At 70.5% G+C, this 25,453-nt stretch carries 28 protein-coding genes; 22 read left to right on the plus strand and 6 right to left on the minus strand.

The window, feature by feature from the left end; genetic code table 11:
* Nucleotides 1-11: 11 nt before the first annotated feature.
* The 16 genes from B140_RS0108370 to B140_RS0108445 are packed head-to-tail and all read left to right on the plus strand — an operon-like array spanning nucleotide 12 to nucleotide 16,347.
* Nucleotides 12-848: a tRNA (adenine-N1)-methyltransferase gene (locus B140_RS0108370; RefSeq protein WP_018118911.1), complete on the plus strand. Its 837-nt coding sequence runs from the start codon at nucleotides 12-14 to the stop codon at nucleotides 846-848.
* A 20-nt stretch (nucleotides 849-868) separates the two neighbouring features.
* The gene (gene arc, locus B140_RS0108375) at nucleotides 869-2,431 is read left to right on the plus strand and encodes a proteasome ATPase (RefSeq protein ID WP_018118912.1); all 1,563 of its coding nucleotides are present in this window, start codon (nucleotides 869-871) and stop codon (nucleotides 2,429-2,431) included.
* Entirely contained in the window at nucleotides 2,409-3,926 is a 1,518-nt protein-coding gene (gene dop / locus B140_RS0108380; protein WP_018118913.1) for a depupylase/deamidase Dop, read from the plus strand. The genes arc and dop overlap by 23 nt, the downstream gene beginning before the upstream one ends.
* 34 nt (nucleotides 3,927-3,960) lie before the next feature.
* The gene (locus B140_RS0108385; protein WP_018118914.1) at nucleotides 3,961-4,140 is read left to right on the plus strand and encodes a ubiquitin-like protein Pup; all 180 of its coding nucleotides are present in this window, start codon (nucleotides 3,961-3,963) and stop codon (nucleotides 4,138-4,140) included.
* A gap of 5 nt (nucleotides 4,141-4,145) precedes the next feature.
* Nucleotides 4,146-5,474: a Pup--protein ligase gene (gene pafA, locus B140_RS0108390; RefSeq protein WP_018118915.1), complete on the plus strand. Its 1,329-nt coding sequence runs from the start codon at nucleotides 4,146-4,148 to the stop codon at nucleotides 5,472-5,474.
* Nucleotides 5,467-6,381, plus strand: a complete 915-nt coding sequence (locus tag B140_RS0108395; protein WP_018118916.1) for a helix-turn-helix transcriptional regulator — start codon at nucleotides 5,467-5,469, stop codon at nucleotides 6,379-6,381. The genes pafA and B140_RS0108395 overlap by 8 nt, the downstream gene beginning before the upstream one ends.
* A complete protein-coding gene (locus B140_RS0108400; RefSeq protein ID WP_026166167.1) occupies nucleotides 6,378-7,304 on the plus strand; it encodes a helix-turn-helix transcriptional regulator in 927 nt (308 codons plus the stop codon). Before B140_RS0108395 ends, B140_RS0108400 begins: the two co-directional genes overlap by 4 nt.
* Nucleotides 7,305-7,316: 12 nt before the next feature.
* Entirely contained in the window at nucleotides 7,317-7,553 is a 237-nt protein-coding gene (tatA, locus tag B140_RS0108405; RefSeq protein WP_018118918.1) for a Sec-independent protein translocase subunit TatA, read from the plus strand.
* A 30-nt stretch (nucleotides 7,554-7,583) separates the two neighbouring features.
* Nucleotides 7,584-8,453, plus strand: coding sequence for a twin-arginine translocase subunit TatC (gene tatC, locus B140_RS12300; protein ID WP_018118919.1), 870 nt, complete (start codon nucleotides 7,584-7,586; stop codon nucleotides 8,451-8,453).
* Nucleotides 8,454-11,111 carry a DEAD/DEAH box helicase gene (locus tag B140_RS0108415; protein ID WP_018118920.1) on the plus strand — a complete coding sequence of 886 codons (2,658 nt, stop codon included), beginning with the start codon at nucleotides 8,454-8,456 and terminating at the stop codon, nucleotides 11,109-11,111. It begins immediately after the preceding gene.
* A gap of 9 nt (nucleotides 11,112-11,120) precedes the next feature.
* Entirely contained in the window at nucleotides 11,121-12,215 is a 1,095-nt protein-coding gene (locus B140_RS0108420) for a M24 family metallopeptidase (RefSeq protein ID WP_018118921.1), read from the plus strand.
* Nucleotides 12,215-12,955 (plus strand): SDR family NAD(P)-dependent oxidoreductase, encoded by a 741-nt coding sequence (locus B140_RS0108425; RefSeq protein WP_018118922.1) that lies wholly within the window; start codon nucleotides 12,215-12,217, stop codon nucleotides 12,953-12,955. The genes B140_RS0108420 and B140_RS0108425 overlap by 1 nt, the downstream gene beginning before the upstream one ends.
* A gap of 11 nt (nucleotides 12,956-12,966) precedes the next feature.
* Nucleotides 12,967-13,614 carry a precorrin-6A/cobalt-precorrin-6A reductase gene (locus B140_RS0108430; RefSeq protein WP_018118923.1) on the plus strand — a complete coding sequence of 216 codons (648 nt, stop codon included), beginning with the start codon at nucleotides 12,967-12,969 and terminating at the stop codon, nucleotides 13,612-13,614.
* Between the two features lie 13 nt (nucleotides 13,615-13,627).
* A complete protein-coding gene (locus B140_RS0108435) occupies nucleotides 13,628-14,107 on the plus strand; it encodes an FxsA family protein (protein WP_026166168.1) in 480 nt (159 codons plus the stop codon).
* Between the two features lies 1 nt (nucleotide 14,108).
* Complete coding sequence (gene lnt, locus B140_RS0108440) at nucleotides 14,109-15,539, plus strand: apolipoprotein N-acyltransferase (RefSeq protein ID WP_018118925.1); 1,431 nt, start codon at nucleotides 14,109-14,111, stop codon at nucleotides 15,537-15,539.
* A 4-nt stretch (nucleotides 15,540-15,543) separates the two neighbouring features.
* Nucleotides 15,544-16,347: a polyprenol monophosphomannose synthase gene (locus tag B140_RS0108445; RefSeq protein ID WP_026166169.1), complete on the plus strand. Its 804-nt coding sequence runs from the start codon at nucleotides 15,544-15,546 to the stop codon at nucleotides 16,345-16,347.
* A 92-nt stretch (nucleotides 16,348-16,439) separates the two neighbouring features.
* Here B140_RS0108445 and B140_RS0108450 read toward each other — a convergent pair whose 3' ends face one another.
* Nucleotides 16,440-16,829, minus strand: coding sequence for an RNA polymerase-binding protein RbpA (locus B140_RS0108450; RefSeq protein ID WP_026166170.1), 390 nt, complete (start codon nucleotides 16,827-16,829; stop codon nucleotides 16,440-16,442).
* A gap of 97 nt (nucleotides 16,830-16,926) precedes the next feature.
* On the opposite strand from B140_RS0108450, the gene B140_RS0108455 reads away from it, so the two are divergent.
* Genes B140_RS0108455 through B140_RS14130 form a run of 3 tightly spaced genes read left to right on the plus strand, consistent with a single transcriptional unit; the run spans nucleotide 16,927 to nucleotide 18,125 of the window.
* Nucleotides 16,927-17,262: a hypothetical protein gene (locus B140_RS0108455; protein ID WP_026166171.1), complete on the plus strand. Its 336-nt coding sequence runs from the start codon at nucleotides 16,927-16,929 to the stop codon at nucleotides 17,260-17,262.
* 3 nt (nucleotides 17,263-17,265) lie between these two features.
* Nucleotides 17,266-17,961 (plus strand): YceI family protein, encoded by a 696-nt coding sequence (locus B140_RS0108460; protein ID WP_018118929.1) that lies wholly within the window; start codon nucleotides 17,266-17,268, stop codon nucleotides 17,959-17,961.
* The gene (locus B140_RS14130; protein WP_026166172.1) at nucleotides 17,958-18,125 is read left to right on the plus strand and encodes a hypothetical protein; all 168 of its coding nucleotides are present in this window, start codon (nucleotides 17,958-17,960) and stop codon (nucleotides 18,123-18,125) included. Before B140_RS0108460 ends, B140_RS14130 begins: the two co-directional genes overlap by 4 nt.
* Here B140_RS14130 and B140_RS0108470 read toward each other — a convergent pair.
* From B140_RS0108470 to B140_RS12985, 3 genes are all read right to left on the minus strand, one after another.
* Nucleotides 18,122-18,520, minus strand: a complete 399-nt coding sequence (locus B140_RS0108470) for a hypothetical protein (protein ID WP_018118931.1) — start codon at nucleotides 18,518-18,520, stop codon at nucleotides 18,122-18,124. The two genes, B140_RS14130 and B140_RS0108470, sit on opposite strands and share 4 nt — an antisense overlap.
* Nucleotides 18,521-18,654: 134 nt before the next feature.
* The gene (locus B140_RS13795) at nucleotides 18,655-18,819 is read right to left on the minus strand and encodes a hypothetical protein (RefSeq protein WP_018118932.1); all 165 of its coding nucleotides are present in this window, start codon (nucleotides 18,817-18,819) and stop codon (nucleotides 18,655-18,657) included.
* Nucleotides 18,820-18,833: 14 nt separating this feature from the next.
* Nucleotides 18,834-19,043, minus strand: a complete 210-nt coding sequence (locus tag B140_RS12985) for a hypothetical protein (RefSeq protein WP_018118933.1) — start codon at nucleotides 19,041-19,043, stop codon at nucleotides 18,834-18,836.
* Between the two features lie 282 nt (nucleotides 19,044-19,325).
* Between B140_RS12985 and B140_RS0108485 the strand changes: the two genes are divergently transcribed.
* Entirely contained in the window at nucleotides 19,326-20,147 is an 822-nt protein-coding gene (locus tag B140_RS0108485) for a PhzF family phenazine biosynthesis protein (protein ID WP_018118934.1), read from the plus strand.
* On the opposite strand, the gene B140_RS12990 is transcribed toward B140_RS0108485, so the two are convergent.
* Nucleotides 20,148-21,047, minus strand: coding sequence for an SLAC1 family transporter (locus B140_RS12990; RefSeq protein ID WP_018118935.1), 900 nt, complete (start codon nucleotides 21,045-21,047; stop codon nucleotides 20,148-20,150).
* 128 nt (nucleotides 21,048-21,175) lie between these two features.
* On the opposite strand from B140_RS12990, the gene B140_RS0108495 reads away from it, so the two are divergent.
* Nucleotides 21,176-22,516: an MFS transporter gene (locus tag B140_RS0108495; protein ID WP_018118936.1), complete on the plus strand. Its 1,341-nt coding sequence runs from the start codon at nucleotides 21,176-21,178 to the stop codon at nucleotides 22,514-22,516.
* On the opposite strand, the gene B140_RS0108500 is transcribed toward B140_RS0108495, so the two are convergent.
* The gene (locus B140_RS0108500; protein WP_018118937.1) at nucleotides 22,513-23,811 is read right to left on the minus strand and encodes a class I SAM-dependent methyltransferase; all 1,299 of its coding nucleotides are present in this window, start codon (nucleotides 23,809-23,811) and stop codon (nucleotides 22,513-22,515) included. The two genes, B140_RS0108495 and B140_RS0108500, sit on opposite strands and share 4 nt — an antisense overlap.
* A 220-nt stretch (nucleotides 23,812-24,031) precedes the next feature.
* Here B140_RS0108500 and B140_RS0108505 point away from each other — a divergent pair, with 220 nt between their 5' ends.
* Nucleotides 24,032-25,438 carry an NAD(P)/FAD-dependent oxidoreductase gene (locus tag B140_RS0108505; RefSeq protein ID WP_018118938.1) on the plus strand — a complete coding sequence of 469 codons (1,407 nt, stop codon included), beginning with the start codon at nucleotides 24,032-24,034 and terminating at the stop codon, nucleotides 25,436-25,438.
* Nucleotides 25,439-25,453 lie beyond the last annotated feature (15 nt).

Below are 25,453 nucleotides of genomic sequence, written 5' to 3' on the forward strand. Positions count from 1 at the left end.
GAACCGCCCCCATGGCCTATTCCGGCCCCTTCCAGCCCGGCGATCGCGTCCAGCTCACGGACGCCAAGCGGCGCCACTTCACCATCGTGCTCGCCGAGGGCGGGGTGTTCCACACCCACAAGGGGCAGATCTTCCACGACGACATCATCGGGTTGGACGAGGGCAGCGTGGTGCGCTCCGTGCAGGGCAGCGAGTTCCTGCTGTTCCGCCACCTGCTGGTGGATCACGTGCTGTCCATGCCGCGCGGGGCGGCGGTGATCTACCCCAAGGACGCCGCGCAGATCCTGGTGGAGGGGGACATCTTCCCCGGCGCGCGCGTGCTCGAGGCCGGGGCGGGCTCCGGGGCGCTGTCGATGGCGCTGCTGCGGGCCGTGGGCGAGGGCGGCGAGGTGTTCTCCTACGAGATCCGCAAGGATCACCTGGAGTACGCGGAGAACAACGTGGACGAGTACTTTGGCGCGCGCCCGGCCAACTGGCACCCCCGGCTGGGAGACTTCGGGGAGGTCACCGCCGAGGACCTGGGCGGGCCGGTGGACCGCATCATCCTGGACATGGTGGAGCCCTGGCACTTCATGGACACCGCGCGCGACCTGTTGATCCCCGGCGGGGTGCTCATGACCTACGTGGCTACCGTGCCGCAGCTGATGAACACGATGGAGACCATCCGCGGCCTGAAGTGCTTTGCCGAGCCTCGGGCCTGGGAGTCCCTGGTGCGCGACTGGCGGGTGGAGGGCCTGGCTACCCGCCCGGAGCACCGGATGAACGCGCACACGGCGTTTTTGGTGAGCGCGCGGCGCCTGGCGGACGGGGTCACCCCGCCGCGCCCGCAGCGCAAGGCCCGGCGATAGTCTTAGGCTAGGCTAGACACATGAGCACTCCCCGTCCCGATGCCCGCACGATCAAGCTCGCCACCGAGGTCGAGGAGCTCAAGCGCACCAACAGGTACCTGGGGGAGCGCAACACCAAGCTCGCGGAGATGCTCAAGTCCTCCCGGGACAAGCTCTCCAACCTCTACCAACAGATCGAGGACATGGCGGCCCCGCCGTCCACCTACGGCACCTTCCTGGAGCGCTCGAGCGACGGCTCCTCGGCGGAGATCGTCAGCCAGGGGCGGCGGCTGCGCGTGCCCATGTCCCCGATGGTGTGCCTGGCCGACCTCATGCCCGGCGCGCAGGTGCGCCTGGGGCAGGGCCACCAGTTGCTCGAGGCCACGGGCTTTCGCAGCACCGGCGAGCTGGCCACCGTGCAGCAGCTCCTGGGCCGCCACCGGGCGGTGGTGGAGGATTCCGCCGGGGACCAGCGGGTGATCCGGCTCGCCGGGCCGCTGCTGGAGCACCCGCCCAAGGTAGGAGACGCCCTGCTGTGCGATCCGAAGTCCGCCTACGGCTTCGAGGTCATCCCCCGCTCCGAGGTGGCGCAGCTCTCCCTGGAGGAGGTCCCGGACGTCACCTACGCGGACATCGGCGGCCTGGATGCCCAGATCGAGCAGATCCACGACGCCGTGGAGCTGCCCTTCGCCCACCCGGAGCTGTACGCCGCCTACGACCTGCGCCCGCCCAAGGGCGTGCTGCTCTACGGGCCGCCCGGCTGCGGCAAGACGCTCATCGCCAAGGCGGTGGCGCACTCCCTGTCCCGGCGCGGGGGGTCGGCGGCGTACTTCTTTAACGTCAAGGGCCCGGAGCTGCTCAACAAGTACGTGGGCGAGACGGAGCGCCACATCCGCACCGTGTTCGAGCGCGCCCGCGAGCTGGCCTCCGAGGGGCGGCCGGTCATCGTGTTCTTCGACGAGATGGAGTCGCTGTTTCGCACCCGGGGCTCGGGGCGCAGCTCGGACGTGGAGACCACCATCGTGCCGCAGCTGCTCACGGAGCTCGACGGGGTGGAGGGCCTGCGCAACGTGATCGTCATCGGAGCCACCAATAGGGAGGAGCTGATCGACCCGGCGATCCTGCGCCCGGGCCGCCTGGACGTGAAGATCCGCATCGAGCGCCCCGGGCCCGCCGCCGCCCGCGACATCTTCCGGCGCTACCTCGGCGGGGACATCCCGGTGGCCCACGCCCCCGAGGCGCTCATCGAGGCCGCCGTGGAGGAGATGTTCGCCCCCCGCCCCTACGTGGAGCTGACCTTAAGCGACGGCTCCACGGCGGTGCTGCACTACGGGGACTTCGCCTCCGGGGCCATGATCGCCAACGTGGTGGACCGGGCCAAGAAGATGGCCATCAAGGAGCACCTGGCGGGGGCGTCGCACGCGGGCATTTCCACCGCGCACATGCGCGCCGCGGTGGCCGCCGAGCAGCGCGAGAGCGAGGACCTGCCCAATACCTCCAACCCGGAGGAGTGGTCGCGCATCGTGGGCCGCAAGGACGCGCGCGTGGTTGAGGCGCGGGCGCTTCGCTATGGTGAGAGCCATGACGCGATTCCTGGGAACTGAAACGGAGTACGGGATCGCCACGCCCAGCGAGCCCGGGCTGAGCCCCATCGTCACCTCCACCCACGCGGTGGTGGCCCACGCGGCGGTGCACACCGGGGCCCGCTTCCGCTGGGACTACCACGACGAATCCCCGCTGCGGGACACCCGCGGCTTCGACCTGCGCCGTTACCACACCGTGCCGGTGGTGGACCCGGACGCCGTGGGCGTGGCCAACGTGATGCTCCACAACGGGGCGCGCTGGTACGTGGATCACGCCCACCCGGAGTACTCCTCGCCGGAGTGCGCCGACGCCTGGCAGGCCATGCTCTACGACGCCGCCGGGGACGTCATCGCCCACACGGCCATCGGGGACGTGCAGCGGCTCACCGATCAGGGCCTCTCCGTGCTCAAGGGCCACGAGCCCTGCCCGCCGCTGAAGATCTACAAGAACAACGTGGACGGCAAGGGGGCCTCCTACGGCGCGCACGAGAACTACCAGTACTCCCGCGCCACGGACTTCGAGGCCCTGACCCAGGGGCTCATGGCGTTCTTCGTCACCCGCCAGGTGCTCATCGGCGCCGGGCGCATGGGCGTGGGCGAGGAGGGCCAGGAGCACCGCTTTCAGATCTCCCAGCGCGCCGACTACTTCCGCCAGGAGGTGTCCCTGGAGACCACCCTGAATCGCGGGATCATCAACACCCGCGACGAGCCGCACGCGGACGCCGAGCGCTACGGGCGCCTGCACGTCATCGTCGGGGACGCCAACCGCTCGCACACCTCCACGCTGCTCAAGCTGGGCATGACCTCGCTGGTCATGGACGCCATCGAGGAGGGCGTGGACTTCAGCGACCTGCGCCTGGCCGACCCCGTGGGCGACCTCACGCGGGTCTCGCGGGACCTCACCCTCACCGAGCGGCTGGCCCTGCGCGACGGCCGCGAGCTCACCGCCCTAGAGATCCTCGGGCACTACCGCGCCCGGGTGCGCCCGCGCACCGAGGCGGACCGGCGGGTGCTGCGCGCCTGGGACGAGGCCGCGGCCCTGCTGGGCGAGGACCCGCTGCGCGCCGCGCACCTGCTGGACTGGGTGGCAAAGTACGCCCTGATCCGCTCCTACCAGGAGCGCGGTGTTGCGGCCAGCGACCCCCGGCTGCGGCTGATCGACCTGCAATACAGCGACGTCGATCCGCAGCGCAGCCTGTACGCGGCGCTGGTGCGCCGGGGGCGGATGCGCACGCTCGTCGGGCAGGAGGAGATCGCGCGCGCCGCCACCACGGCCCCGGCCACCAGCAGGGCGTGGTTCCGGGGCAGCATCTCCGCGCGCTTTCCCGAGGAGGTCACCGCCGCGAGCTGGCAGTCCCTCCTCGTGGGCTCCACCCGCCTGTCCATGCCAGAGGTGGGCTCGCTCACCGAGGAGGAGGCGGGGGAGATCCTGCGCACCGCGGGCAGCGCCGCCGAGGCCCTGCTCGCGCTGGGGGAGCGCGGCTACCGCCTCGACCGCTACGAATCCCAGGGCTAAACGGCCCCACCTGAAGGTAAAGGAGAACAGTCTCGTGTCCGATCGTATTCACGCGCAGCGCCGCCCCCACGAGGAGGGCGAGGAGCCCCTGGAGGTGGGCCAGGTGCACCTGAACACCCACGGCACCGACGACCTCCTCGACGAGATCGACGGCCTGCTGGAGGACAACGCGGAGGAGTTCGTCAACTCCTACGTTCAGAAGGGCGGACAGTAGCAGCCATGCTCCGCCGGATCTTTGGCATCGAGACGGAGTACGGGCTGAGCACCGGGCGGCGCGGGGCCGGCCCCGAGGAGCTGGCCCGCGCGCTGTTTCGCCCGGTGGTGGAGGAATACTCCAGCTCCAACGTGTTCCTGCCCAATGCCTCGCGCCTGTACCTGGACGTGGGCGCGCACCCGGAGATCGCCACGGCGGAGTGCGACGGCCTCGCCCAGCTCATCGCGCACGAGCGCGCCGGGGACGCCGTGCTAGACGAGCTGGCGCGCGCGGCGGAGCAGGCCCTGGGCACGCCCCTGTACCTGCTGAAGAACAACGTCGATTCCGTGGGCAACTCCTACGGCTGCCACGAGAACTACCTCATCGGCAGGACCACCGTGCTCAAGACCCTGGGCCGCCAGTTGCTCGCCTTCATGGTCACCCGCCAGATCGTCTGCGGGGCCGGGCACCTCGACGGCGGCTTCCGCTTCTCCCAGCGCGCAGACCAGGTGTGGGAGGGTGTCTCCTCGGCCACCACCCGCTCGCGCCCCATCATCAACACCCGGGACGAGCCGCACGCGGACTCCTCGCGCTACCGCCGCCTGCACGTGATCGTGGGGGACTCCGTCATGGCGGAGCCCACCCTGGCGCTCAAGGTGGGCTCCGCGCTGCTGGTCCTGGAGATGCTCGAGGAGGGCTACCCGCTGCCGGACTGGGAGCTGGCCGATCCCATCGCCGCGATCCGGGCCGTGAACAAGGACCCCCGCGCCGTCCTGGATTTGAGCGACGGCACCACCATCACCGCCCTGGAGCTGCAGTCCGCGCTGTGCGAGGCCGCCTCCGGGTGGCTCGCCCAGCGCCCCGAGGACCCTCGGCTGCGCGAGGTCGTGGACCTGTGGGGGCGCACGCTGCACGCCCTGCGCACCGGGGACCGCTCCGGCATCGACCGGGAGATCGACTGGGCCATCAAGCTCTCCCTCCTGGAGCGCTACCGCGAGCGCCTGGGCTGCGGCTGGGATCACCCGCGCCTGGCCCAGGTCAACCTGGCGTACCACGACATCCGCCCGGGGCGCGGCCTGGCCCGCGTCATGGAGGCCAAGGGCCTGATCCGCCGCTGGAGCACCGAGGAGGAGGTGCGCGCGGCGGTCCAGGAGCCCCCGGCCACCACCCGGGCCCGGCTGCGCGGGCGGTTCCTCACCCGGGCCCGCGAGCTGGGCGCGCCCGTCACGGCGGACTGGCTGCGCCTGAAGGTCAACCGCCCGGAGCCGCAGTTCATCGAGCTGGGCGATCCCTTTGCCGCCGTGGACGAGCGCCTGGACGCCCTCATCGGCTACATGGAGGAGCACCATGGATAGGGACGTCGAGCGGCTGGTCAACCTCACCTTCGCCCTGCTCGACGCCGCTCGCACCGGGCGCCCCTACCTCACCGGCCGGTGGCTGCGCGAGCGGGTGACCGGGTACTCCGGGGTCAGCGAGGACACCGCGCGCAAGCGGTTCCAGCGCGACGTGCGCACCCTGGCCCAGGCGGGGGTGCCCATCGAGGTCAGCGACCGCGACGGCACCCCCGGCTACCGCATCCGCAGCGACGCCTACGAGCTGGAGCCCGTGGAGTTCACCCCCGAGGAGGCCGCCGTGCTCGGGGTGGCGGGCGAGATGGGCCGCAGCGGCCAGCTCGGGGCCTTCGCTCGCTCCGGCTGGACCAAGATCGCGGCCGGCGGCGCCGAGCGGGACCTGGCCGCCAGCCCCCTGGGTCTCAGCGGGGACTGGGACCGGCTCTCCGCCCGCACCCTGGCCACGCTCGTCTCCGCGATCACCCGGGGGCGGCGGCTGGAGTTTTCCTACCGGGAGGGCTCCCGGCGCGCGATGGACCCCTGGGGGATCGTCAACCACCGCGACCGCCTCTACCTGGTGGGCTACGACCTTCAGCGCGGCCAGCCGCGCTCCTTCCGGCTGCTGCGCACCTCGGAGTTCACCGACGCCGGGCCGCGCGAGCACGAGGCGCAGGGCCGGGACCTCCAGGCCATCGTGGTGGAGGCGTTGGAGCGGCACCGCCGCCTGGTGGATGCCAAGGTGCGGCTGCGCCCCGGCAGGGCCGTGGAGCTGCGCGAGGCCGGGGACGTCGAGGGGGACGTGGTGCGGCTCACGGCGGTGGATCGGGACTGGCTGGTGCGCGCCGTGGCCGCCTGCGGGCCGGACGCGGTGTTGCTGGAGGACGACGAGCTGCGCGCGGACGTTATTGCACTGCTGAAGGGGGCGCTGTGAAGAATCTTGGCCGGGTGGAGGAGGTGGCCCGGGTGCTCAACCTCATTCCGTACTTCGAGCGGCACCCCGGCCGGTCCGTGTTCGAGGCCGCCCGCGACCTGGGGCGCAGCCCGCAGGAGATCATGGCGGACCTCAACCGCCTGTTCTGCTGCGGGCTGCCGGGGCTGATGCCGGACGGACTGGTGGACATGGTGCACAGCTACACCTCCGTGCGGATCACCAACAACCAGGGCCTGGATCGCCCCCTGCGGCTCAGCGCGGCGGAGGCCTCCGTGCTGCTCATGATGCTGGAGTCCCTGGAGAACCAGCCCGGCCTGCTCGATACCGCCTCGGTGCGCTCGGCGGCGGCCAAGCTCCGCGCGATCACCGGCCCCAGCGCCATCTTCGACTCCGCCCCGCAGCAGCGAAGCCCCGAGGTGGGGGAGCGGGTGCGCGAGGCCCTGGCCACAGGCAGGCGGCTGCGCTTCTTCTACGCCTCCGCCAGCAGCGACACCGAGCGCCTGCGCGAGGTCTCGCCCCTGCGGGTGTTTACCGACTCCGGCCACCAGTACCTCAGCGCCTGGGAGGACGGGCACCGCACCTTCCGCCTGGATCGCATGCGCGCCGCCGAGGTGCTTAACGCCCCGGCTCAGGCCCCGGCCGACGTCCCGGATTCCTTCGGCCTGACCCACCAGGCCGCCCTGAGGGTGCGCCGCGACGCCGCCTGGCTGGCGGATTACTACCCCATGACGCTGGGTAAGCCCGAGGGCGGGTGGATACCCGGCACCATGCCCTACGGCTCCGAGGAATGGCTCACGCGCTTTGCGCTGGGCAATGCCGACCGCCTGCGAATTACCAGCCCCGCCCGGGTAAGCTCACAGGTGTCTGCCCGGGCCTCTCAAGCCCTGGCGGCCTATGATGGCAGCGTTACCCACGTTCGATAGAAAGGCCCCGTCATGCCTAATCTCGGTGTACCCGAACTTCTCATCATCGCGGTGCTGCTCGTGCTGCTCTTCGGCGCCCGTCGGCTGCCCGACGCCGCCCGCTCCCTGGGCCGCTCCATGCGCATCTTCAAGTCCGAGGTCAAGGAGATGCACAAGGACGACGAGGAGCCCAAGCAGATTCCCCAGCAGCAGCCGCAGGCGCAGCAGAACCTCACCCACAACACCACGGATTACCGCGATACCCTCTAAGCCGTGAGTAAGAAGAATCCCGATGGCACGATGTCCATCGTCGAGCACATCCAGGAGCTTCGGCGGCGCGTCATCGTCTCGCTGATCGCCCTGGTCGTGGGGACCATCGCGGGCTTTATCTGGTATCAGCGCTCCTTCCTCGGCATCCCCTCCCTGGGCGAGATCCTCCTCGTGCCCTACTGCTCGGTGGACCCGAGCATGCGCGTGGATCTGGGGGCCTCGGGGGAGTGCCGCCTGCTGGCCACCGCGCCCTTCGAGATGTTCATGCTCAGGCTCAAGGTGAGCGCCCTGGTGGGGTCGGTGCTCGCCTCCCCGGTGTGGCTGGCGCAGCTCTGGGGCTTTATCACCCCCGGCCTGCTCAAGAACGAGCGCCGCTGGACCGCCTCCTTCGTCTCCATCGCCGTGCTGCTGTTTGCCTCCGGCGCGGTCCTGGCGTACGTCGTGCTGGCCTACGGCCTGGAGTTCCTGCTCACCCTGGGCGCGGAGGTCCAAGACGTCGCGCTCAACGGCCAGTTGTACTTCAGCTTCATGCTCAGCCTCCTGCTCATCTTCGGCGTGAGCTTCGAGGTGCCGCTGCTCATCGCCGCGCTCAACATCGCGGGCATCCTCTCCTACGACCATGTCAAGGACAAGCGCCGCTACATCATCGTGGGCCTGGCCGTCTTCGCGGCCTTCATGACCCCCGGCCAGGACCCGCTGTCCATGGTGGTGCTCACCGCCTCGCTGAGCGCCCTGGTGGAGCTGGCCCTGCAGTTCTGCCGCCTGCGCGATAAGCGCCGCCAGCGCGAGCGCCCCGACTGGCTCGACGCCGAGGATGAGTCCGCCACCGCCATCGCCGCCCCCGCCCCGGTCACCCCGGCCGCCTCCCTCCGCACCGCCGACTATGACGATATTCTCTAAATGACGCACCTCCACGACTTCGCCGCGCAGTTTTCCTTTCCCCTCGACAACTTCCAGGAGGAGGCCTGCCGCGCGGTGGAGGCCGACTCCGGCGTGCTGGTGTGCGCCCCCACCGGCGCGGGCAAGACCATCGTGGGGGAGTTCGCCGTCTCCCTGGCCCTTGCCCGCGGCACCACGTGCTTCTACACCACCCCGATCAAGGCGCTGAGCAACCAGAAGTATCACGACCTCGCGGACCGCTACGGCGCGGAGAACATCGGCCTGCTCACCGGCGACCAAACCATCCGCCCCGACGCCCCCATCGTGGTGATGACCACCGAGGTGCTGCGCAACATGGTCTACGCGGACTCCGAGGCCCTCTCCGCCCTCAGCCACGTGGTCATGGACGAGATTCACTTCCTGGCCGACGCCTCCCGGGGCGCGGTCTGGGAAGAGATCATCCTGGGCCTGGACGAGTCCGTACGGATCATCGGGCTCTCCGCCACCGTCTCCAACTCCGAGGAGTTCGGCCAATGGCTCTCCGCCGTGCGCGGGGACACCCGGGTGATCGTCGCGGAGCACCGGCCCGTGCCGCTGCACCAGTGGATGCTGGTGGGAAGCACCCTGCGCCCGCTGTTCGACCCCGAGGGCCAGAAGGTCTCCCCGGCGCTGCTGCGCGAGGCCGCCCGCGACCGGCACCGCCCGGCCTCAAGGCCCGACGCCATCCAGGCGCTGCGGCGGCGCGACATGCTCCCGGCCATCTTCTTCATCTTCTCCCGCGCGGGCTGCGACGCCGCGCTCTTCCAGTGCCTGCGCTCCCGCATCAGCCTCACCACCGAGGAGGAGGCCGCGCGCATCCGCGAGATCGTCACCCAGGCCGTGGCGGACATCCCCGCCGAGGACCTGGAGGTGCTGCGCTTTGCGCAGTGGCGCGCCGCCCTCGCGCGCGGCTTCGCCGCCCACCACGCCGGGATGCTCCCCGCCTTCCGGCACGTCGTGGAGGACCTCTTCGCCCGGGGCCTCGTGCGCGCGGTTTTTGCCACCGAGACCCTCGCCCTCGGGATCAACATGCCCGCCCGCACCGTGCTGCTCGAACGCCTGGTCAAGTTCAACGGTGAGGCCCACGTGGACCTCACCCCCGGGCAATACACCCAGCTCACCGGGCGCGCCGGGCGGCGGGGCATCGACGTGGTGGGCCACGCCGTGGTGCAGTGGACCCCGGGGATCGACCCCGAGGCCGTGGCCGGGCTGGCCTCCACCCGCACCTATCCGCTGGTCTCCACCTTCCAGCCCGGGTACAACATGTCGGTTAACCTCCTGGGCCGCAACGGCTACCGGCGCGCCATCGACCTGCTGGAGATGTCCTTCGCCCAGTTCCAGGCCGACGCCTCCGTGGTGGACCAGGCCCTCGCGCTCGACCGCGTCCAGGCGCGGCTGCGCGAGCAGGAGCACGAGCTGGAGCGCGCCTTCCGGGCCCTCAACCCGCCCGGTGACCGCGAGGACCTGCTCGACTACGTCGGGCTGCGCCAGCGCCTCTCCTCGGAGGAGAAGCAGCACCGGGCCCGCGCCCGGCAGCAGCGCGACGCCGAGATCGCGCGCCTGCTCGCCTCCGCCACGCGCGGCGAGGTGCTGGCGCTGCCGGGGAAGAAGCGCCCGCTGATCGCCGTGGTGGTCGAGCCCGCCCGGCGCTCGGACGACCCCCGCCCCCTCGTCGTGGCCGCCAACGGCTGGACGGGGCGCATCGAGGGCCGCTCCCTGGGCAACGCCCCCGTGCGCCTGGGCCACATGCGCGTGCCGGGCAACCACCGCCGCAACGCGCGGGGCATCGCGCGCGGCCTCCACCGCTTCCGGGGACCGGCCAAGCTCAAGACCACGGCCCGCGTGCGCCCCTCCAAGGAGGTCGCCCGGCTGCGCGAGGAGGTCCGCGCCCACCGCGTGCACCACTGGCCTCCTGCCGACCGGGAGCACCTGAGCAGGCACGCGGAGAAGATCCTGCGCCTCCGGGACCAGGAGCGCCGCCACCAGGTCTCCGCGAGCGACACCCTGGCCCACACGTTCCGCCGCATCCTCGACCTGCTCGCGGAGCAGGGCTACATCTCCACGGACGCCGCGGCCACGGGCTCCACCACACCGGCCGCTCCCGAAACCGACTACGCGGGCTACGCTCTCACCGAGGAAGGGCAGCGCCTGGCCCGCATCCACTGCGCCGCGGACCTGCTCGTGGCGCAGTGCCTGCGCCGCGGGATCTGGGACGATCTGGACCCCGCGGAGCTGGCGGGCGTGGCCTCCCTGTGCGTCTTTGACAACCGCAAGGCCACCCAGGGCGAGCCCACGGCCGCCACCGAGGCGATGGGCGCGGCGATGGGCGCCACCGAGCGCCTCTGGTCCGAGCTGGCCCACGACGAGCAGCGCCACCGCCTCCCCGTCTCCCCGGCGCCGGAGGGGGCCTTCGCCCTGGCCATGCATCAGTGGACGGCCGGGGCACCCCTGGCCTACTGCCTGGCCGCCGCCGCGCAGTGCGGGGCGGAGCTGACCCCGGGGGACTTCGTGCGCTGGTGCAGGCAGGTCGTGGACCTCCTGGAGCAGGTGGCGGCCACCGCCTACCGGGACCACACCCGGGCGCAGGCGCGCCGGGCCATCCAGTCCATCCGCCGGGGGGTGGTGGCGGTGGGGCTGTAGGATGGCCCCATGCATCGCTTTCCTGCCTCCGTGTACGCGGCGCGGCTCTCCCGCGCCGCCGCCCTGTGTCAGAGCAAGGGGCTCGGCGGGCTCGTGATCGGCACGGGCCCCGAGATGGCCTACCTCCTGGGCTCGTGGACCGAGACCCACGAGCGCTTCACCGGCCTGGTCGTTCCCGCCGAGGGCGCGCCCGCGCTGGTGGTTCCCCGGTCCGACGTCGCGGACTTCGACCCGGATTTCCTGGGCGAGCTGGGCGTGGAGATCCGCCCCTGGGCGGACGGAGCGGACCCGTACCTGCTCGTGGAGCTGCCCGGCGAGGGGCCCGTGGGGCTGGGGGCGTCCCTGACTACCGCCCACGTCCTGGCGTTGCAGTCCCGCTGCGCCCCGCGCGCCACCACGCTGGCCACCACCCGGCTGCGCGAGCTGTTCATGCTCAAGGACGCCCACGAGGTCGCCCAGCTCCGCGCGGCGGCGCGGGCCATCGACGCGGTGCACGAGCAGGTGCCCGGCCTGCTCGCTGCGGGCCGCACCGAGGCCGAGGTCGCCGCGGACCTGCGCGCGCTGATCCTGCGCGAGCACCGGGAGGTGGACTTCATCATCGTGGGCTCCGGGCCCCACGGGGCCAACCCCCATCACTCCTTTTCCGAGCGGCGGCTGCGCGCGGGGGAGATCGTGGTGGTGGACATCGGCGGCACGTACGGGGTGGGGTACCACTCGGACTGCACGCGCACCTACGTGGTGGGCGGCCCCGCCGGGGAACCCGAGTGGTACCGGGTATTGCGGCTGGCTCAGGAGGCCGCCTGCGCGGCCGTGCGCCCCGGGGCCACCTCCGCGCAGATCGACGCCGCCGCGCGGGAGATCATCTCCGAGGCGGGCTACGGCCCGGAGTTCTTCCACCGCACCGGCCACGGCATCGGCCTGTCCCTGCACGAGGAGCCCTTCATCATGGAGGGCAACGACCTCGTGCTGGAGGAGGGTATGGCCTTTTCCGTGGAACCGGGCATCTACTTCGAGGACCGCCACGGCGGCCGCATCGAGGACATCGTGGTGGTCACCGCCGAGGGGTGCGAGCGCCTGAACAACCAGCCGAGGCAGTTGCGCTGATGGGGCCGCTGCTCGTGCTGGGCGCCACCAGCGAGATCGGCGGGGAGCTGGCGCTGCGGCTGTGCCGGGGCCGGGACGTGGTCCTGGCGGCCCGCCGCCCCGAGGCGCTCGAGCCGCTGCGCGCCCGCCTGCTGGACGCCGGGGCGCTGAGCGTGGAGGCCCATCCCTTCGAGGCCACGGACCTCGGCGGCTCCTGCCTGCGCCGCCTGCTGGATTCCCGGATCCCGGAGATAGCGCTGGTGTGCTTCGGCATCCTCGGCGATCAACAGGAGGCGCAGCGCAACCCCGACCACGCGGCCCAGATCGCCACGGTGGACTACACCGCGCAGGTGGTGGCCCTGACCGCGCTCTCGGAGGCGATGCCCGGCGGGGTCATCGTGGCCTTTTCCTCCATCGCCGGGTGGCGCGCCCGCCGCGCCAACTACGTCTACGGCTCCACCAAGGCGGGGCTGGACGCCTTCTGCCAGGGACTGGCCGACCGCCTTCACGGCACCCCGCTGCGCCTGATCACCGCGCGTCCCGGCTTTGTCATCGGGCGCATGACCGAGGGGATGAGGCCCGCCCCGATGTCCGTGCTCCCGCACCAGGTGGCCGAGGCGGTGGCCGCCGAGGTGCTGCGCGGCAGAGGTGGCAGAGGCGGCAGAGGCAGCCGCACCCTGTGGATTCCCGGCCGCCTCCGGCTGCTGGCCTATGCCATGCGTCTGGTGCCGCGCCCGGTATGGCGTAGGATGCCCCGGTAAAGGAGGTTTCCATGCGCATGCGCGTTTTAGTCATCGGAGGGGGAGAGGTGGGCCCCGCGCTCACCGCGGCGGGCTGGGAGGTCACCACGGCCCTTCCCGCCTCCCCGGCGGAGCTGGCGGCCCTCGTGGTGCGCGAGCGCATCGAGGCGATGGTGGACGCCACGCACCCCTTCGACCCCTCGCACGCGGACATCGAGGAGGCCGCACACGCCACCGGGGTTCCCCTCGTGGCGTACTCGCCCCGGCGCTGGCCGCTGAGCCCCGCCCTGGAGGCCACCAGCGTGGCCGAGGCCGCCGCCTGGGCGCAGCGGAACTGCCATCACATCCTGGTGGACGCCGAGGGAGTGGATCTTGCCCCGCTGGCGGCGGACTCCGATAACCTCTACGTGCTGCGCCAGGCCCAGCGCCCCCGGCGCGCCGAGGCCCCGGCCCGGCACCGCGTCATCGCCCCCGGGGTGGGGGACCTGGCGGGGGAGAAGAAGCTCATGCGGGATCACCAGATCGACGGGATCGTGCTCACCGACACCGGGCGCCCGGACCTGGGCACCACGGTGACCGCCGCCGAGGCCCTGGGCATCCCCGTGGCGCTGATCGCGCGCCCCGCGCGCGGCTCGGCCGTGGTGGCGGGCACCGTGGCGGACGTGTTGGGCGCGATATAGGTAGGTTGGTGGGGTGCCACTTTTTCTCGCTTTACCCTATATCCTCGTGGAGGCCCTGACCTTCTGGGCTGTGGCCCACCTGCTGGGCGTGGGCTGGGCCCTGCTCGCCCTGATCCTGGTGTTCTTCGGCGGGCTCTTCCTGGCCACGTTCGAGATGCGCGCCATCGCCCGCTCCGCTGCGGGGGGCCGCATTCGCCCCGGGGAGGCGATGGGCAACTACGGCCTCATCGCCGCCGGGGCGGTGCTGGTGGCCCTGCCCGGCTTCGCCACCGCGATCGCGGGCCTGCTGCTGATCCTGCCGCCCACGCGCGCGCTGGTCCGCCGGAGCCTGGCCCGCAAGTTGCGCACCAGGATCGAGGAGGCAGGCATGCGCGGCTTCCAGCGCGCCAGCGCCTACCGCCAGCGCACGAGCTACGGGTCCTTTGCCGAGGTGATCGACGAGGACGAGGTCCAGCAGTGGAGCAGGAACATCAAGCCGGAGGACTTCAAGTAAGATGCCGTGGCGCCTCGCCGCGGCGGCGTTCTCCGGGCTCCTGGTCTTTGCCTCCTACGAGCCCCTGGGCTGGTGGCCCGCGGGGATCGTCGGCCTCGGCCTGCTGTATCACGCGCTGCGCCGGGCCCGCTCCCTACGCGAGGGCGCACTCCTGGGCCTCGTGCAGGCCCTCTCGCTGTACCTGTTGCTGCTGCCGTGGGTGGGGGAGTTCGTGGGCTCCGCCCCCTACCTGGCGCTGTGCGCCGTACTGGCTTTGTTCGGGCTGCTGCTCGGGGCGGGCGGGGCCGCGCTGCGCCGGGGGAGCGTGGTGCTCTTTCCCGCCTGGTGGTGCGCGGTGGAGTACCTGTATTCCTCGTGGCCCTTCGGGGGCTTTCCCTGGGGGCGGCTGGCCTGGGGGCAGATCGACGGCCCCCTGGCGCACCTGGCCTACCTGGGCGGGCCCGCCGCCGTGAGCTTCGCGGCCGCGCTGGTGGGCTGCGCGCTGTTTCGGCTGCGCTCGCGCGGCGCGGTGCTGGGCGCGCTCGCGGTGCTCGCCCTCAGCCTCGTTCCCTGGCCCACGCGGGACACCGGGGAGGTGCGGGTGGCCGCCGTCCAGGGCAACGTGCCGCGCATGGGGTTGGACTTCAACGCCCAGCGCCGCGCGGTGCTGGAGCGCCACGTGCGGGAGACGGAAAAGCTGGACTCACCGGTGGACCTGGTGGTGTGGCCGGAGAACTCCGCGGACGTCAACCCGCTCACGGACGCCCGCGCGCACGCCCTGCTGGGCCGGGCGCTGGACGCCACCCGGGCCCCCATCCTGGTGGGCACCCTGACCTCCGACGAGGAGGGCCCCCACAACACCATGATGGTCTTTGACCCCGCCACGGGGCCGGGGGAGTACCACCACAAGCGCTTCCTGCAGCCCTTCGGGGAGACCATGCCGCTGCGCTCTCTGCTGCGGCACGTCTCCCCCTACGTGGACCAGGCCGGGGACTTCCGCCCCGGGCACGGCACGGGCGTGGTCCACGCCGCGGGGCTTCCGGTGGGGGTGGCCACCTGCTACGAGGTGCTTTTTGACGACGCCTACCGCTCCGCCGTGCGGGGCGGGGCCCGCATCCTGACCACGCCCACGAACAACGCCACGTTCGGCTTCACGGACATGACCTACCAGCAGCTCGCCATGAGCAGGATGCGCGCCATCGAGACGGACCGGGCGGTGATCGTGGCGGCCACCTCCGGCGTTTCCGCCCTCGTGGCGCCCGACGGCGAGGTACGATCCTCCACAGGCATCTTCGAGGCCGCCACGCTCACGGACACCCTTCCCCTGCGCGATTCCCTCACCCCGGCCGTGCGATTCGGTTTCTGGGTCCAAGCGGGCATCGCTATCATTGGGGCATTAGGTACGCTCGTGGCCTTGTGGCGCCGGCGCTCATCCGCATCCCGTAAGGAGTAACTCAGTGGCCCGTCCTAGCGATGCAACGCTCGTGATCATCCCCACCTATAACGAGCTGGAGAACCTCCCGCTCATCGTCGGTCGCGTGCGCACCGCCGCCCCGGAGGTGGACGTTCTCATCGTGGACGATAACAGCCCGGACGGCACGGGGGAGCGGGCCGACGCCCTGACGGTGCAGGACGATCAGGTGCACGTCCTGCACCGCGCGGGCAAGGGCGGCCTGTGCGGCGCCTACGTGGCGGGTTTTCAGTGGGGCCTGGAGGCCGGGTACACCGTGCTGTGCGAGATGGACGCGGACGGCTCCCACGCCCCCGAGCAGCTCCGCCTGCTGCTCCAGGAGATCGACGCCGGGGCCGACCTCGTGATCGGCTCCCGCTACGTCACCGGCGGCCGCGTGGTTAACTGGCCGATGAAGCGCTGGCTGCTCTCCAAGGTCGGCAACCTCTACATCTCCCTGGCGCTGGGCGCCGGGCTCTCGGACATGACGGCGGGCTACCGCGCCTACCGCAGGGAGATCCTCGAGGAGCTGAACCTCGACGAGCTGGCCCAGGCGGGCTACATCTTCCAGGTGGACCTCGCCTGGCGCGCCGTGGAGGCGGGCCACGACGTGCGCGAGGTCCCCATCACCTTCACCGAGCGCGAGATCGGGGAGTCCAAGCTGGACGGCAGCTTTGTCAAGGACAGCCTGGTGCAGGTAACAAGGTGGGGGGCGGCGCACCGGAGCGAGCAGATCGGCAACGTCTACTCCGAGGTGCGCAAGCTCGTGGGCCACGAGGTGGGTAAGTTCCGCCGCAAGCACCGGATCTAGCCGTGCCGAAAAAAGCCCGGAGGCCGCGCGGCCTCCGGGCTTCCTTCATGCCTAAGGCGCGGTGCGCAAGGGCCCACGCCGCGCCGGGGTGGTTACTTACCGGCGGCCTTGGCCTCCTCTTCCTTCTGCTGCTTGAGCAGCTTGGCCGCGTTGCGGCGCCGCTTGCGCAGCGCCTCGATGCGCTCCTCCAGCAGCTCGTCCAGCTCCTCGATGCTGCGGCGCTCCCGGAGCATGTCCCAGTGGGTGCGCGGGGGCTTCACCGGCTTGGCGTCCACGCCCTCGCCCTCCACGAGGATGCCGAGCTGACCGTTCTTGCACATCCACTCGCCGGGGATCTCGGCGTCGTCCGCGAAGGGGACCTCGTAGATCTCCCCGGAGTCCGTGCGGTACTTCACCATCTGGCGCGGGGCCAGGTCATGGTCCCGGTCCGTCTCGTAGCTGACCGCACCCATGCGACTGCCTCGGAGCACCCGATCTGCCATTGCAGCATCATCCTTTACATCCCGCGATTAGTATCAACTACGCGAGTATAACGGACTATGCGCTCGGTTTGTTCCCACCCCGCCCACGGGGGCTAGGATGAGTCATGTGACGTATAAGAAGCAACAGCGCTGCGCGTGGTGCGGCAAGGAGATGGAACCCTCCACGCGGGGGCGCCCCAAGAAATACTGCTGCCCGTCCTGCAAGCAGCGCGCGTACGAGCAGCGCCATAACATCACCGGCACCAGGATTCCCCAGGACGCCGTGATCATGACGCAGGAGCGCGCGGAGCGCCTTCAGGATTCCCTCTTCGAGCTACGCTGCTCCGCAGAGGACATCGCCACCGCCGCGCGCGAGGGCGCGGGGGGAGAGGAGCTTCAGGAGCTGTGCACCGAGCTGGTGGAACTAGCGCGTTCGATAGAGAAGTTGAGGTAAGCCATGCCGCGTAATCGCAAGATCGTTATCGCAGCCTTTGTCACCGCGATCATCCTCATCGCGGTGCTATCCATCCTGCCCACGGTGCTGGGGGCCATGAACGGCCCCGGGGTGAAAACCGAGGGGATCGACGCCAAGGGGGCCACGCACGCCACCACGGACATGAACGGCCACTGGGAGGTCACCGGCAGGGCGACAGGGAACACCACCTCGGCCGGGTACACCTTCCACGAGATCCTCCCGGGGGACAAGCGCGTCACCTCCGGGTCTACCACGCACGTGGAGGGGTCGCTAAGCATCGAGGATAACTCCCTCGTCGGCGGCCTGATCACGGTGGACATGACCACCGTGGCCTCGGATAACGAACGGCGCGACATCAACGTGCGCACCAAGATTCTCGAGACGGAGACCCACCCGACCGCGGACTTCGAGATCTCCGGGCCCGTGGACCTCACCGGCCTGCCGGACGACGGCACGATGGGGGAGGTGCGCGTACCCGGCAGGCTCACCCTCCACGGGCACACGCGGGACGTGGAGCCCGTGATGAAGGTGCTGCGCAGCGGCGACTCGGTGGTGGTGTCCACCGACATCGAGATAGACCGCGCGGACTACGCGGTAGAGACCCCCGATTTCGTGGCGGCCTCCATCGACGAGCACGGGCAGATCAACGTCCGCCTGGCCCTGGAGAAGAACGCATGAATCCCGCCCGGATGATCCCGGCGCTGTGGCTGCGCCTCATCGTCATCGTCGCCTTCACCCTGTGGGTGTTCTTCCAGCAGATGTGGCTCGTGGGCCTCATCGCCGTGGCGCTGGGCGGGATTACTGCTTGGCAACTGGTGGCGGCGTACCGCCAGCGCGATTAGTGAGCGTGCTCGTCCAGCTTGTCGGAGACGTTGCCCGCGGCGTCGGACAGGCTGTCGGCGGCGTCTTCCTTGGCGTCGGAGAGCTTATTGGCGGCGTCGTCCTTCGCGTCGGAAAGCTTGTCGCCGGCCTCGTCCTTGGCCTCGCCAAGGTCGTTGGACACCTCGTCCTTCTTGTCGTTGATGGTGTCCACGGCCTCGTCGGCCTTCTCGGAAACCTCCTCGGAGGCCTCGACGGCCTCGGAGGAAATGGACTCGGCGGCGGAGGAAGCCGGGGCGGTGGTGGCCACGGTGGTCTCAACGGTCGTCTCGGTGCTATCGCCCTCGTCGGAGGAGCAGGCGGCCAGGGCCAGGGGAGCCACGGCCAGGAGGGGGAGAACGCGAAGAGTCTTCTTCATAATTTCTTCATCCTTTCGGGTGCGTTGAAGTCCAACAGCAACCACCGTACCCGATTATGCCCGCAGGGGAGCAACCCCTCATGCGCGCACCCCCATACCTTAAAGCGGGCCCGCGCCGCCCTCACCTGGGAAAACTACCTGATGAGCGCGTTCAAATACTCCGCCATATACGGCACGGCAAATTGCACCTTTCCCCGCGAATGCGCCACGATCAGCTCCCGATAAATCAGCTCGTGGCGCAGGCGGGAGGCGCTCGTGGTGGTGGAACCCATCGCCGCCGCGACGTCCCTGACCGTCACGCCGTCCCGAGCCCTCAGGCGCGCGGCGCGGTGACCTCGGCCAGGTCCTGCAGCTCGCTCAGGAGGTTGCGCCCCGGCAACGGCCGGGCACGTTCCGCCGCCATGCTGACGGAACCAAGATGGCTCAGCGAGACCCCGGTGAGCGTGCGGCGGCGCGGCGTGGGCGCGTCATCCAGGGCGTCGTACACGCGCGGGATGGTCACCTCGACGAGGTCTAAGAGCATTCGCGGGCCCACGGCTTCCCGAGATCAGCGCGGTGCGCCACGGATTGCCGGGCCCCTCCGCGAGAGTCAGCTCGAACTGGCGCCGCTCGTTCTCGCGCCCGGCGATCACCGCCGGAGAAAGGTGGGATGAAAGGGATTGCGCGGCACCGGCTGGGTTTCCATGCCACCGGTGTAAATCACGCATAAACGCGCATCCACCGCATAAACCGCATAAAACCTCCGCCCCAGCACAATGTCCGATAATGTACATTATGTCATTTTAGAATCCTGTATCATGCCCCCATGCGCCCCTTCATGCAAGTAGACGTCTTCTCCCGCCACCCCTACGGCGGCAACCCCGTGGCCGTGATCCTCGACGCCGAGGGGCTCCGCGACTCCGACATGCAGGCCATCGCGCGCTGGACCAACCTCTCCGAGACCACCTTCGTGCTGCCGCCCACCACGCCGAGGGCCGATTACCGCCTGCGCATCTTCACACCCACCCGGGAGCTTCCCTTCGCCGGGCACCCCACGCTGGGCTCGGCCCGCGCCTGGGCGGAGCTGCACGGCACGGATAAAACCACCCTCGTCCAGGAGTGCTCCGGCGGGCTCGTCCCGGTGCGCCGCACGGAGGATCTGCTCTTCTTCGCCGCGCCGCCCACCCTCCGCGGCAGACCGCTCGACCCGGAGTACCTGGATCGCATCGCGGAGGCCTTCCGGGTGCCGCCCCAGCGGATCGTGGACCACCAGTGGGTGGACAACGGCCCCGGCTGGGCCGTGGTGCTGCTCGATAGCGCCCGGACGGTCCTTAACCTCGAGCCGGACCTGAGCCTCATCCCCGAGGCCAAGATCGGCGCGATCGGCCCGCACCCGGAGGGCCACCGCCACGCCTTCGAGATTCGGGCCTTCGCCCCCGGCGCCGGGATCGCGGAGGACCCGGTCTGCGGCAGCCTCAACGCCTCCACGGCGCAGTGGATGATCGCCACGGGCCGCGCGCCCCGCGCGTACTCCGTCTCCCAGGGGGCGCGGCTGCACCGTCAAGGCGAGATCACCGTCCGTCACGAGGGCGGCGAGACATGGATCGGCGGCTCCACCACCGTGTGCCTCCGGGGAGAGATAAAATAGTCACAGTGATTTAAAACGCCACGAGGCCGCCCTCGCCGCCGCCACGCACCAATGGGCCGCCAGGAGGAACAACAGCCCCAGGCTGAGCGCGGCCCACCAACCCTGGCCGCCGCTCAGCGCGTACGCCCCGGCGCCGCAGGTGGCCACCGGGAAGGTCGAGGCCCACCACGTCGGGTTGTACGGCGCCCAGCCCGGCAGGCTGCCCCAGTGCCGCCACGCCGCCCACAGGGCCAGCGGCAGGCCCAGGGCGAGCACCGCCCAGCCGTAGGCGCGCGGACCGCCCAGCGTCACCACCGCCACCACGGACTGCCCCACGATGCCCAGGGGGATCCAGCAGGTGGCCGCTAGCGGCGCGGGCGGGCCCCACGGCAGCATCCGCCGATATACAAGAACGAAGGCGGGAACCGCCCCGCATACCGCGAGCGCGCACAGAAGCCACCCCAGCACCCTGGCCCCGGACGCCCCCGGCATCCCGGCCTCGGCCCACTGCGCGAGCCCCACGGCGGGCACCACCGGGCACATCACGGGAAACAGCGAGAGGAAGGTGGGCTCGCCGCGCAAAACGGGCCAATAGGCCGCGTTGGCCCCCAGACAGATCGCCGCGCCCAGGACCACGAGGAGCCCGTGCAGCCACCACTGATGGGTCGCGGCCGTCTGCGCGCTGCCCACCGTGGTGATCGCCATACCCAGCAGCGCCCAGGCCGGGGCGGCCGCGCGCTCCAGCGGCGGCACGCGGTGGCGCCACCAGCCCGCCGCGATCCGCACGATCAGCGCCGCCGCGAGGAGCAGCAGCGCGTTGGCCAGCCAGTCCCAGCCATGCAGGCGGCTCAGCGTGGCAAAGCCACCCGTTCCCAGTGCAGCCCCGGCCCACGCGGGCCCCCAGGGCGGAAGTGTGTTCATAGCCCTCTATCCAACGCCAGCCGCCGAGAAAGCGAAAGCAATATTTTCATCTCACTTTACAGGATTTGCCATCTCATGCAGCGGGACACTACCTTATGATGTACCAATCATTCGAAAGGTTTTTGTCCATGACCGCCTCCGCTCCGGCCACACCGGCCACCATCTCGCTGACCTCCCGCGATCGCGCGCGCATCGTCACGGCCTCCACCGTGGGCACCACCATCGAGTTCTACGACTTCTACGTCTACGCCACCGCCGCCGTCGCCGTGTTCCCCCACCTCTTCTTCCCCAAGTCCGAGGACCCCACGATCGGCCTGCTGGCCTCGTTCGCCACCTTCGGCCTCGCGTTCCTGGCCCGCCCTCTGGGTTCCATCGTGTTCGGACACTTCGGAGACGTCGTGGGACGCAAGGCCACGCTGGTCTTTGCCCTGCTCACCATGGGCATCGCCACCTTCCTCATCGGCATGCTGCCCACCTACCAGCAGGTGGGCATCCTCGCCCCCGCCCTGCTGGCGCTCATGCGCTTCTGCCAGGGCCTGGGGCTGGGCGGGGAATGGTCCGGGGCCGCGCTGCTGGCCACGGAAACCGCAGAGGAGGGCAAGCGGGCCTGGGCCGCGATGTGGCCGCAGCTCGGCGCACCCTTCGGCTTCCTCCTGGCCAACGGGCTCTTCCTGATCCTGGTCACCGCCTTCGACTACACCAACGGAGACCTCACCAATCCCTTCATGGTGTGGGGCTGGCGCATCCCCTTCCTGGCCTCGGCCGTGATGGTCGCGGTGGGGCTCTACGTGCGCCTGCGGCTGGAGGAGACCCCGGTGTTCCAGCAGGCCATCGACCGCGATCAGCGCGTGACCTCTCCCCTGCGCGAGGTGTTCCTCACCGCCGTCGGCCCCCTGTTCATCGGCACCTTCGTGATGGTGGGCTGCTACACCCTCTTCTACCTGGTCACCACGTGGATCCTGTCCTACGGGATCAGCCCCACCGGCCTGGACTTCGCCTACACGGACTTCCTCAAGCTCCAGCTCGTCTCCATCTTCGCCTTCATCGCGGGCGTCCCGCTCTCCGGCTGGCTGGCGGACCGCGTCGGACGCAGGCCCACCCTGCTGTGGGTCACCGTGGCCATCATCGCCTTCAGCGCCACCTTCGCGCTGTTCCTCCAGGACGGCACCCCCGGCAGCGTGCTGGCCTTCCTCACCATCGGCATGTTCCTCATGGGCCTCATCTTCGGCCCCATGTCCGCCGTGCTACCGGAGCTCTTCCCCACCAACGTCCGCTACACGGGCTCCGGCATCTCCTACAACGCCGCGTCCATCCTGGGCGCCGCCATCGCCCCCTTCATCGCCACCGCCCTGGCGCAAAAGTTCGGCGTGGCCTCCGTGGGCGTCTACCTGGCGGGCGTCTCCGGCGTCTCGCTGCTCGCCATTCTCGCCATGCGGGAGACCCGCGAGCGGGACATGACGCGGATCTAGCGCCCCCGGCGTCGGCGGTGCGTGAGGCTGAGCTGCACGGCGTCGATCATGCCCAGGTCCAGCAGGGCGCGCCGCAGCGCAAACTGATACCGCCACAGGCGGCGAAAGACCTGGTCGAACCCGGCGGCGGCGGCCTCCCGCGAGTGGGCCTCGAAGCACTCGGACTGGAGCTTCAGCGCCAGCGAGTAGTGCTCCCCGAAGTGCCGCTGCCCCACCACCCGCAGCCGACTGGACTGGTCGGTGAGCCGGTAGACCTGCTCCATGCTGGGGTAATCCAGCCCCGGCCAGATGTAGGCGCGCAGCGCGTCCAGGCTGCGGCGGGCCGCCGCGCCGAACGCCTCCGTGCTCACGAGCGCCTGCACCCCGCAGTATCCGCCGGGACGCAGGGAGCGGTCCAGGCTGCCCACATACTCCCCGCGCTGCCGGGGGCTGAGCAGCTCCAGGTACTCCGCGCTGACCACGGCCTCGGCGGGGGGCTGGACTCCCCCGGCCACCTCCGGCACCGCCAGCACCCGCCCCCGGGCACCGGCCAGGGTGAGCCGCTCCTCGATGGCCCCGGCGCAGGCCTCGTCGGCGGTCACCGCGCCCAGGTTCGCGCCCCGGCGCGAGGCCTCCAGCACCACCGCGGCGCCCGCCGCCGGGTATTCCACGGCGTCGGTGCCGCGCCGCACCTCGGCGGCGTCGAGAAGCGCCCGCACCACGCCCCGCTGCCCGGCGGCGAGGTCGGCGCGCTCCACCGCCACCGGAGGGGCCACGCGGGTGACGTCCACGAAGTGCGTCGCGGGCTCGCTGCCGTGCCCGGCGCCGCGCACAAAGCTGGGCACGGACTCGCGCACCGTGGTGGGCACGCCGGACTCGAAGAGCCCGCCCATGAGGCTCATGCCGTCGGCGGAGGAAAACTCCACGAGGTCGGCGGGCAGCGCGCCGCCGTCGTAGCGCCCCGGCTCCACGGCCCCCCGATGGGGCTTGTAGTCCGCGCGCAGCAGCGCCAAGAGCACGGCGTGGAGGTCGGGGGCGTGCCACTCGCCCGCCATGTAGGATTCCGCCAGGCCGAGCCATCCCGAGGTGGCCAGGCGGTAGAAAAGCTCGTCGCGCTCCACCAGCAGCGCGGGGCGCTCGGATTCCAGCTCCAGGCCCGCGGCCTCGCAGGCGTCCGCGAACTCCGCCTCCGCGCGGCGGGCCCGACGGCGCATCCGCCAGTCCCGCTCCGTGGCCCCCAGCCCCGGCCACGCGTCCAGGTCGATGGCGTCGAGATGAGGGTGATGACGGTGCTGCCGGTGATGCCGATCCGCCATTGCGCCTCCGTCCCCGTTAACCAGTACCGCTGAACCACGATACCGAGAACTCCGGCGGGAGCGCTAAACCAAAAATGCACGCCCCCATGTTTCTGTGTTTCGGTCCGAATGGGTGGATTCCTGTGGCCCCTACCCTGCCAAAGGTGAGGTAGCCGACTATCATCATCTGCTATCACTGCAAGAATCGCACCGCATGAGAAAACAGGAGCAGTAAAAGCGCATGTCATCTTCCCAGAAGCCTTACCGCCCGGCTGGCGGACGCCACCACGTCGTCGTCATCGGCTCCGGGTTCGGCGGCCTTTTTGCCACGAAGGATCTCAAGGACGCCGACGTGGACGTCACCTTGATTGATCGCGGCAACCACCACCTCTTCCAGCCGCTGCTGTACCAGGTGGCCACGGGCATCCTCTCCTCCGGGGAGATCGCCCCCTCCACCCGCCAGATCCTGGCCGGGCAGGAGAACGCCTCCGTGGTCAAGGGCGAGGTTACCGACATCGACATCGAGACCAAGACGGTGACCACCCACCTGGGCAACTACGAGCGCAGCTACGAATACGACTCCCTCATCATCGCCGCCGGCGCGGGGCAGTCCTACTTTGGCAACGACCACTTTGCCCAGTACGCCCCCGGCATGAAGACGCTGGACGACGCCCTGGAGATCCGCGCCCGCATCATCGGCGCCTTCGAGCGCGCGGAGCTGACCTCCGACCCCGCCGAGCGGGAGCGCCTGCTCACCTTCGTGATCGTGGGCGCCGGGCCCACCGGCGTGGAGCTGGCGGGCCAGCTCGCGGAGATGGCGCACCGCACGCTCTCCGGCGAGTACCGCAACTTCTCCACCGACTCCGCCAAGATCCTGCTTCTCGACGGCGCCCCCCAGGTGCTGCCGCCCTTTGGCAAGCGCCTGGGCCGCAAGGCCCAGCGCCAGCTCGAGAAGCTGGGTGTGGAGGTCAAGCTCGGCGCGATGGTCACCAACGTGGACGAGACCTCGGTGACCTACAAGGCCGGCGAGGAGGAGCACACCATCGAGAGCTACACCAAGATCTGGTCGGCCGGCGTGGCGGCCTCCCCGCTGGGCAAGCTCGTGGCGGATCAGGCCGGCGTGGAGGTGGACCGCGCGGGGCGCGTCCAGGTCAACCCGGACCTCACCGTGGGCGAGCACAAGAACGTGTTCGTCATCGGGGACATGATGGGCCTCAACCGCCTGCCGGGCGTGGCCCAGACCGCCATCCAGACCGGCCAGTACGCCGCCGAGCAGATCGCCGCCGAGGTCGAGGGCGAGCAGAAGCCGGAGAACCGCGAGCCCTTCGAGTACTTTGACAAGGGCTCCATGGCCACGATCTCCCGCTTCTCCGCCGTGGTGAAGATGGGCAAGGTCGAGGTCAGCGGCTTCATCGGCTGGGTGCTGTGGCTGGCCGTGCACGTGATGTACCTGGTGGGCTTCCGCAACCGCCTGGTGGCGGCCTTCGCCTGGGGCCTCAACGCGCTGTCCCGCAAGCGCTGGAACCTGGCCACCACCCGCCAGCAGCTCCACGGCCGCAACGGCCTGAACAAGCTCAACGGGCTCGTGGGCTCGGACGCGGACTTCCCCATCGAGGTGCGCGATACCCGCCGCTTCGGGGAGAAGTAATTCCCCCTCCCCCCT

The sequence above is a fragment of the Corynebacterium mastitidis DSM 44356 genome, assembly GCF_000375365.1.
Lineage (GTDB): Bacteria > Actinomycetota > Actinomycetes > Mycobacteriales > Mycobacteriaceae > Corynebacterium > Corynebacterium mastitidis.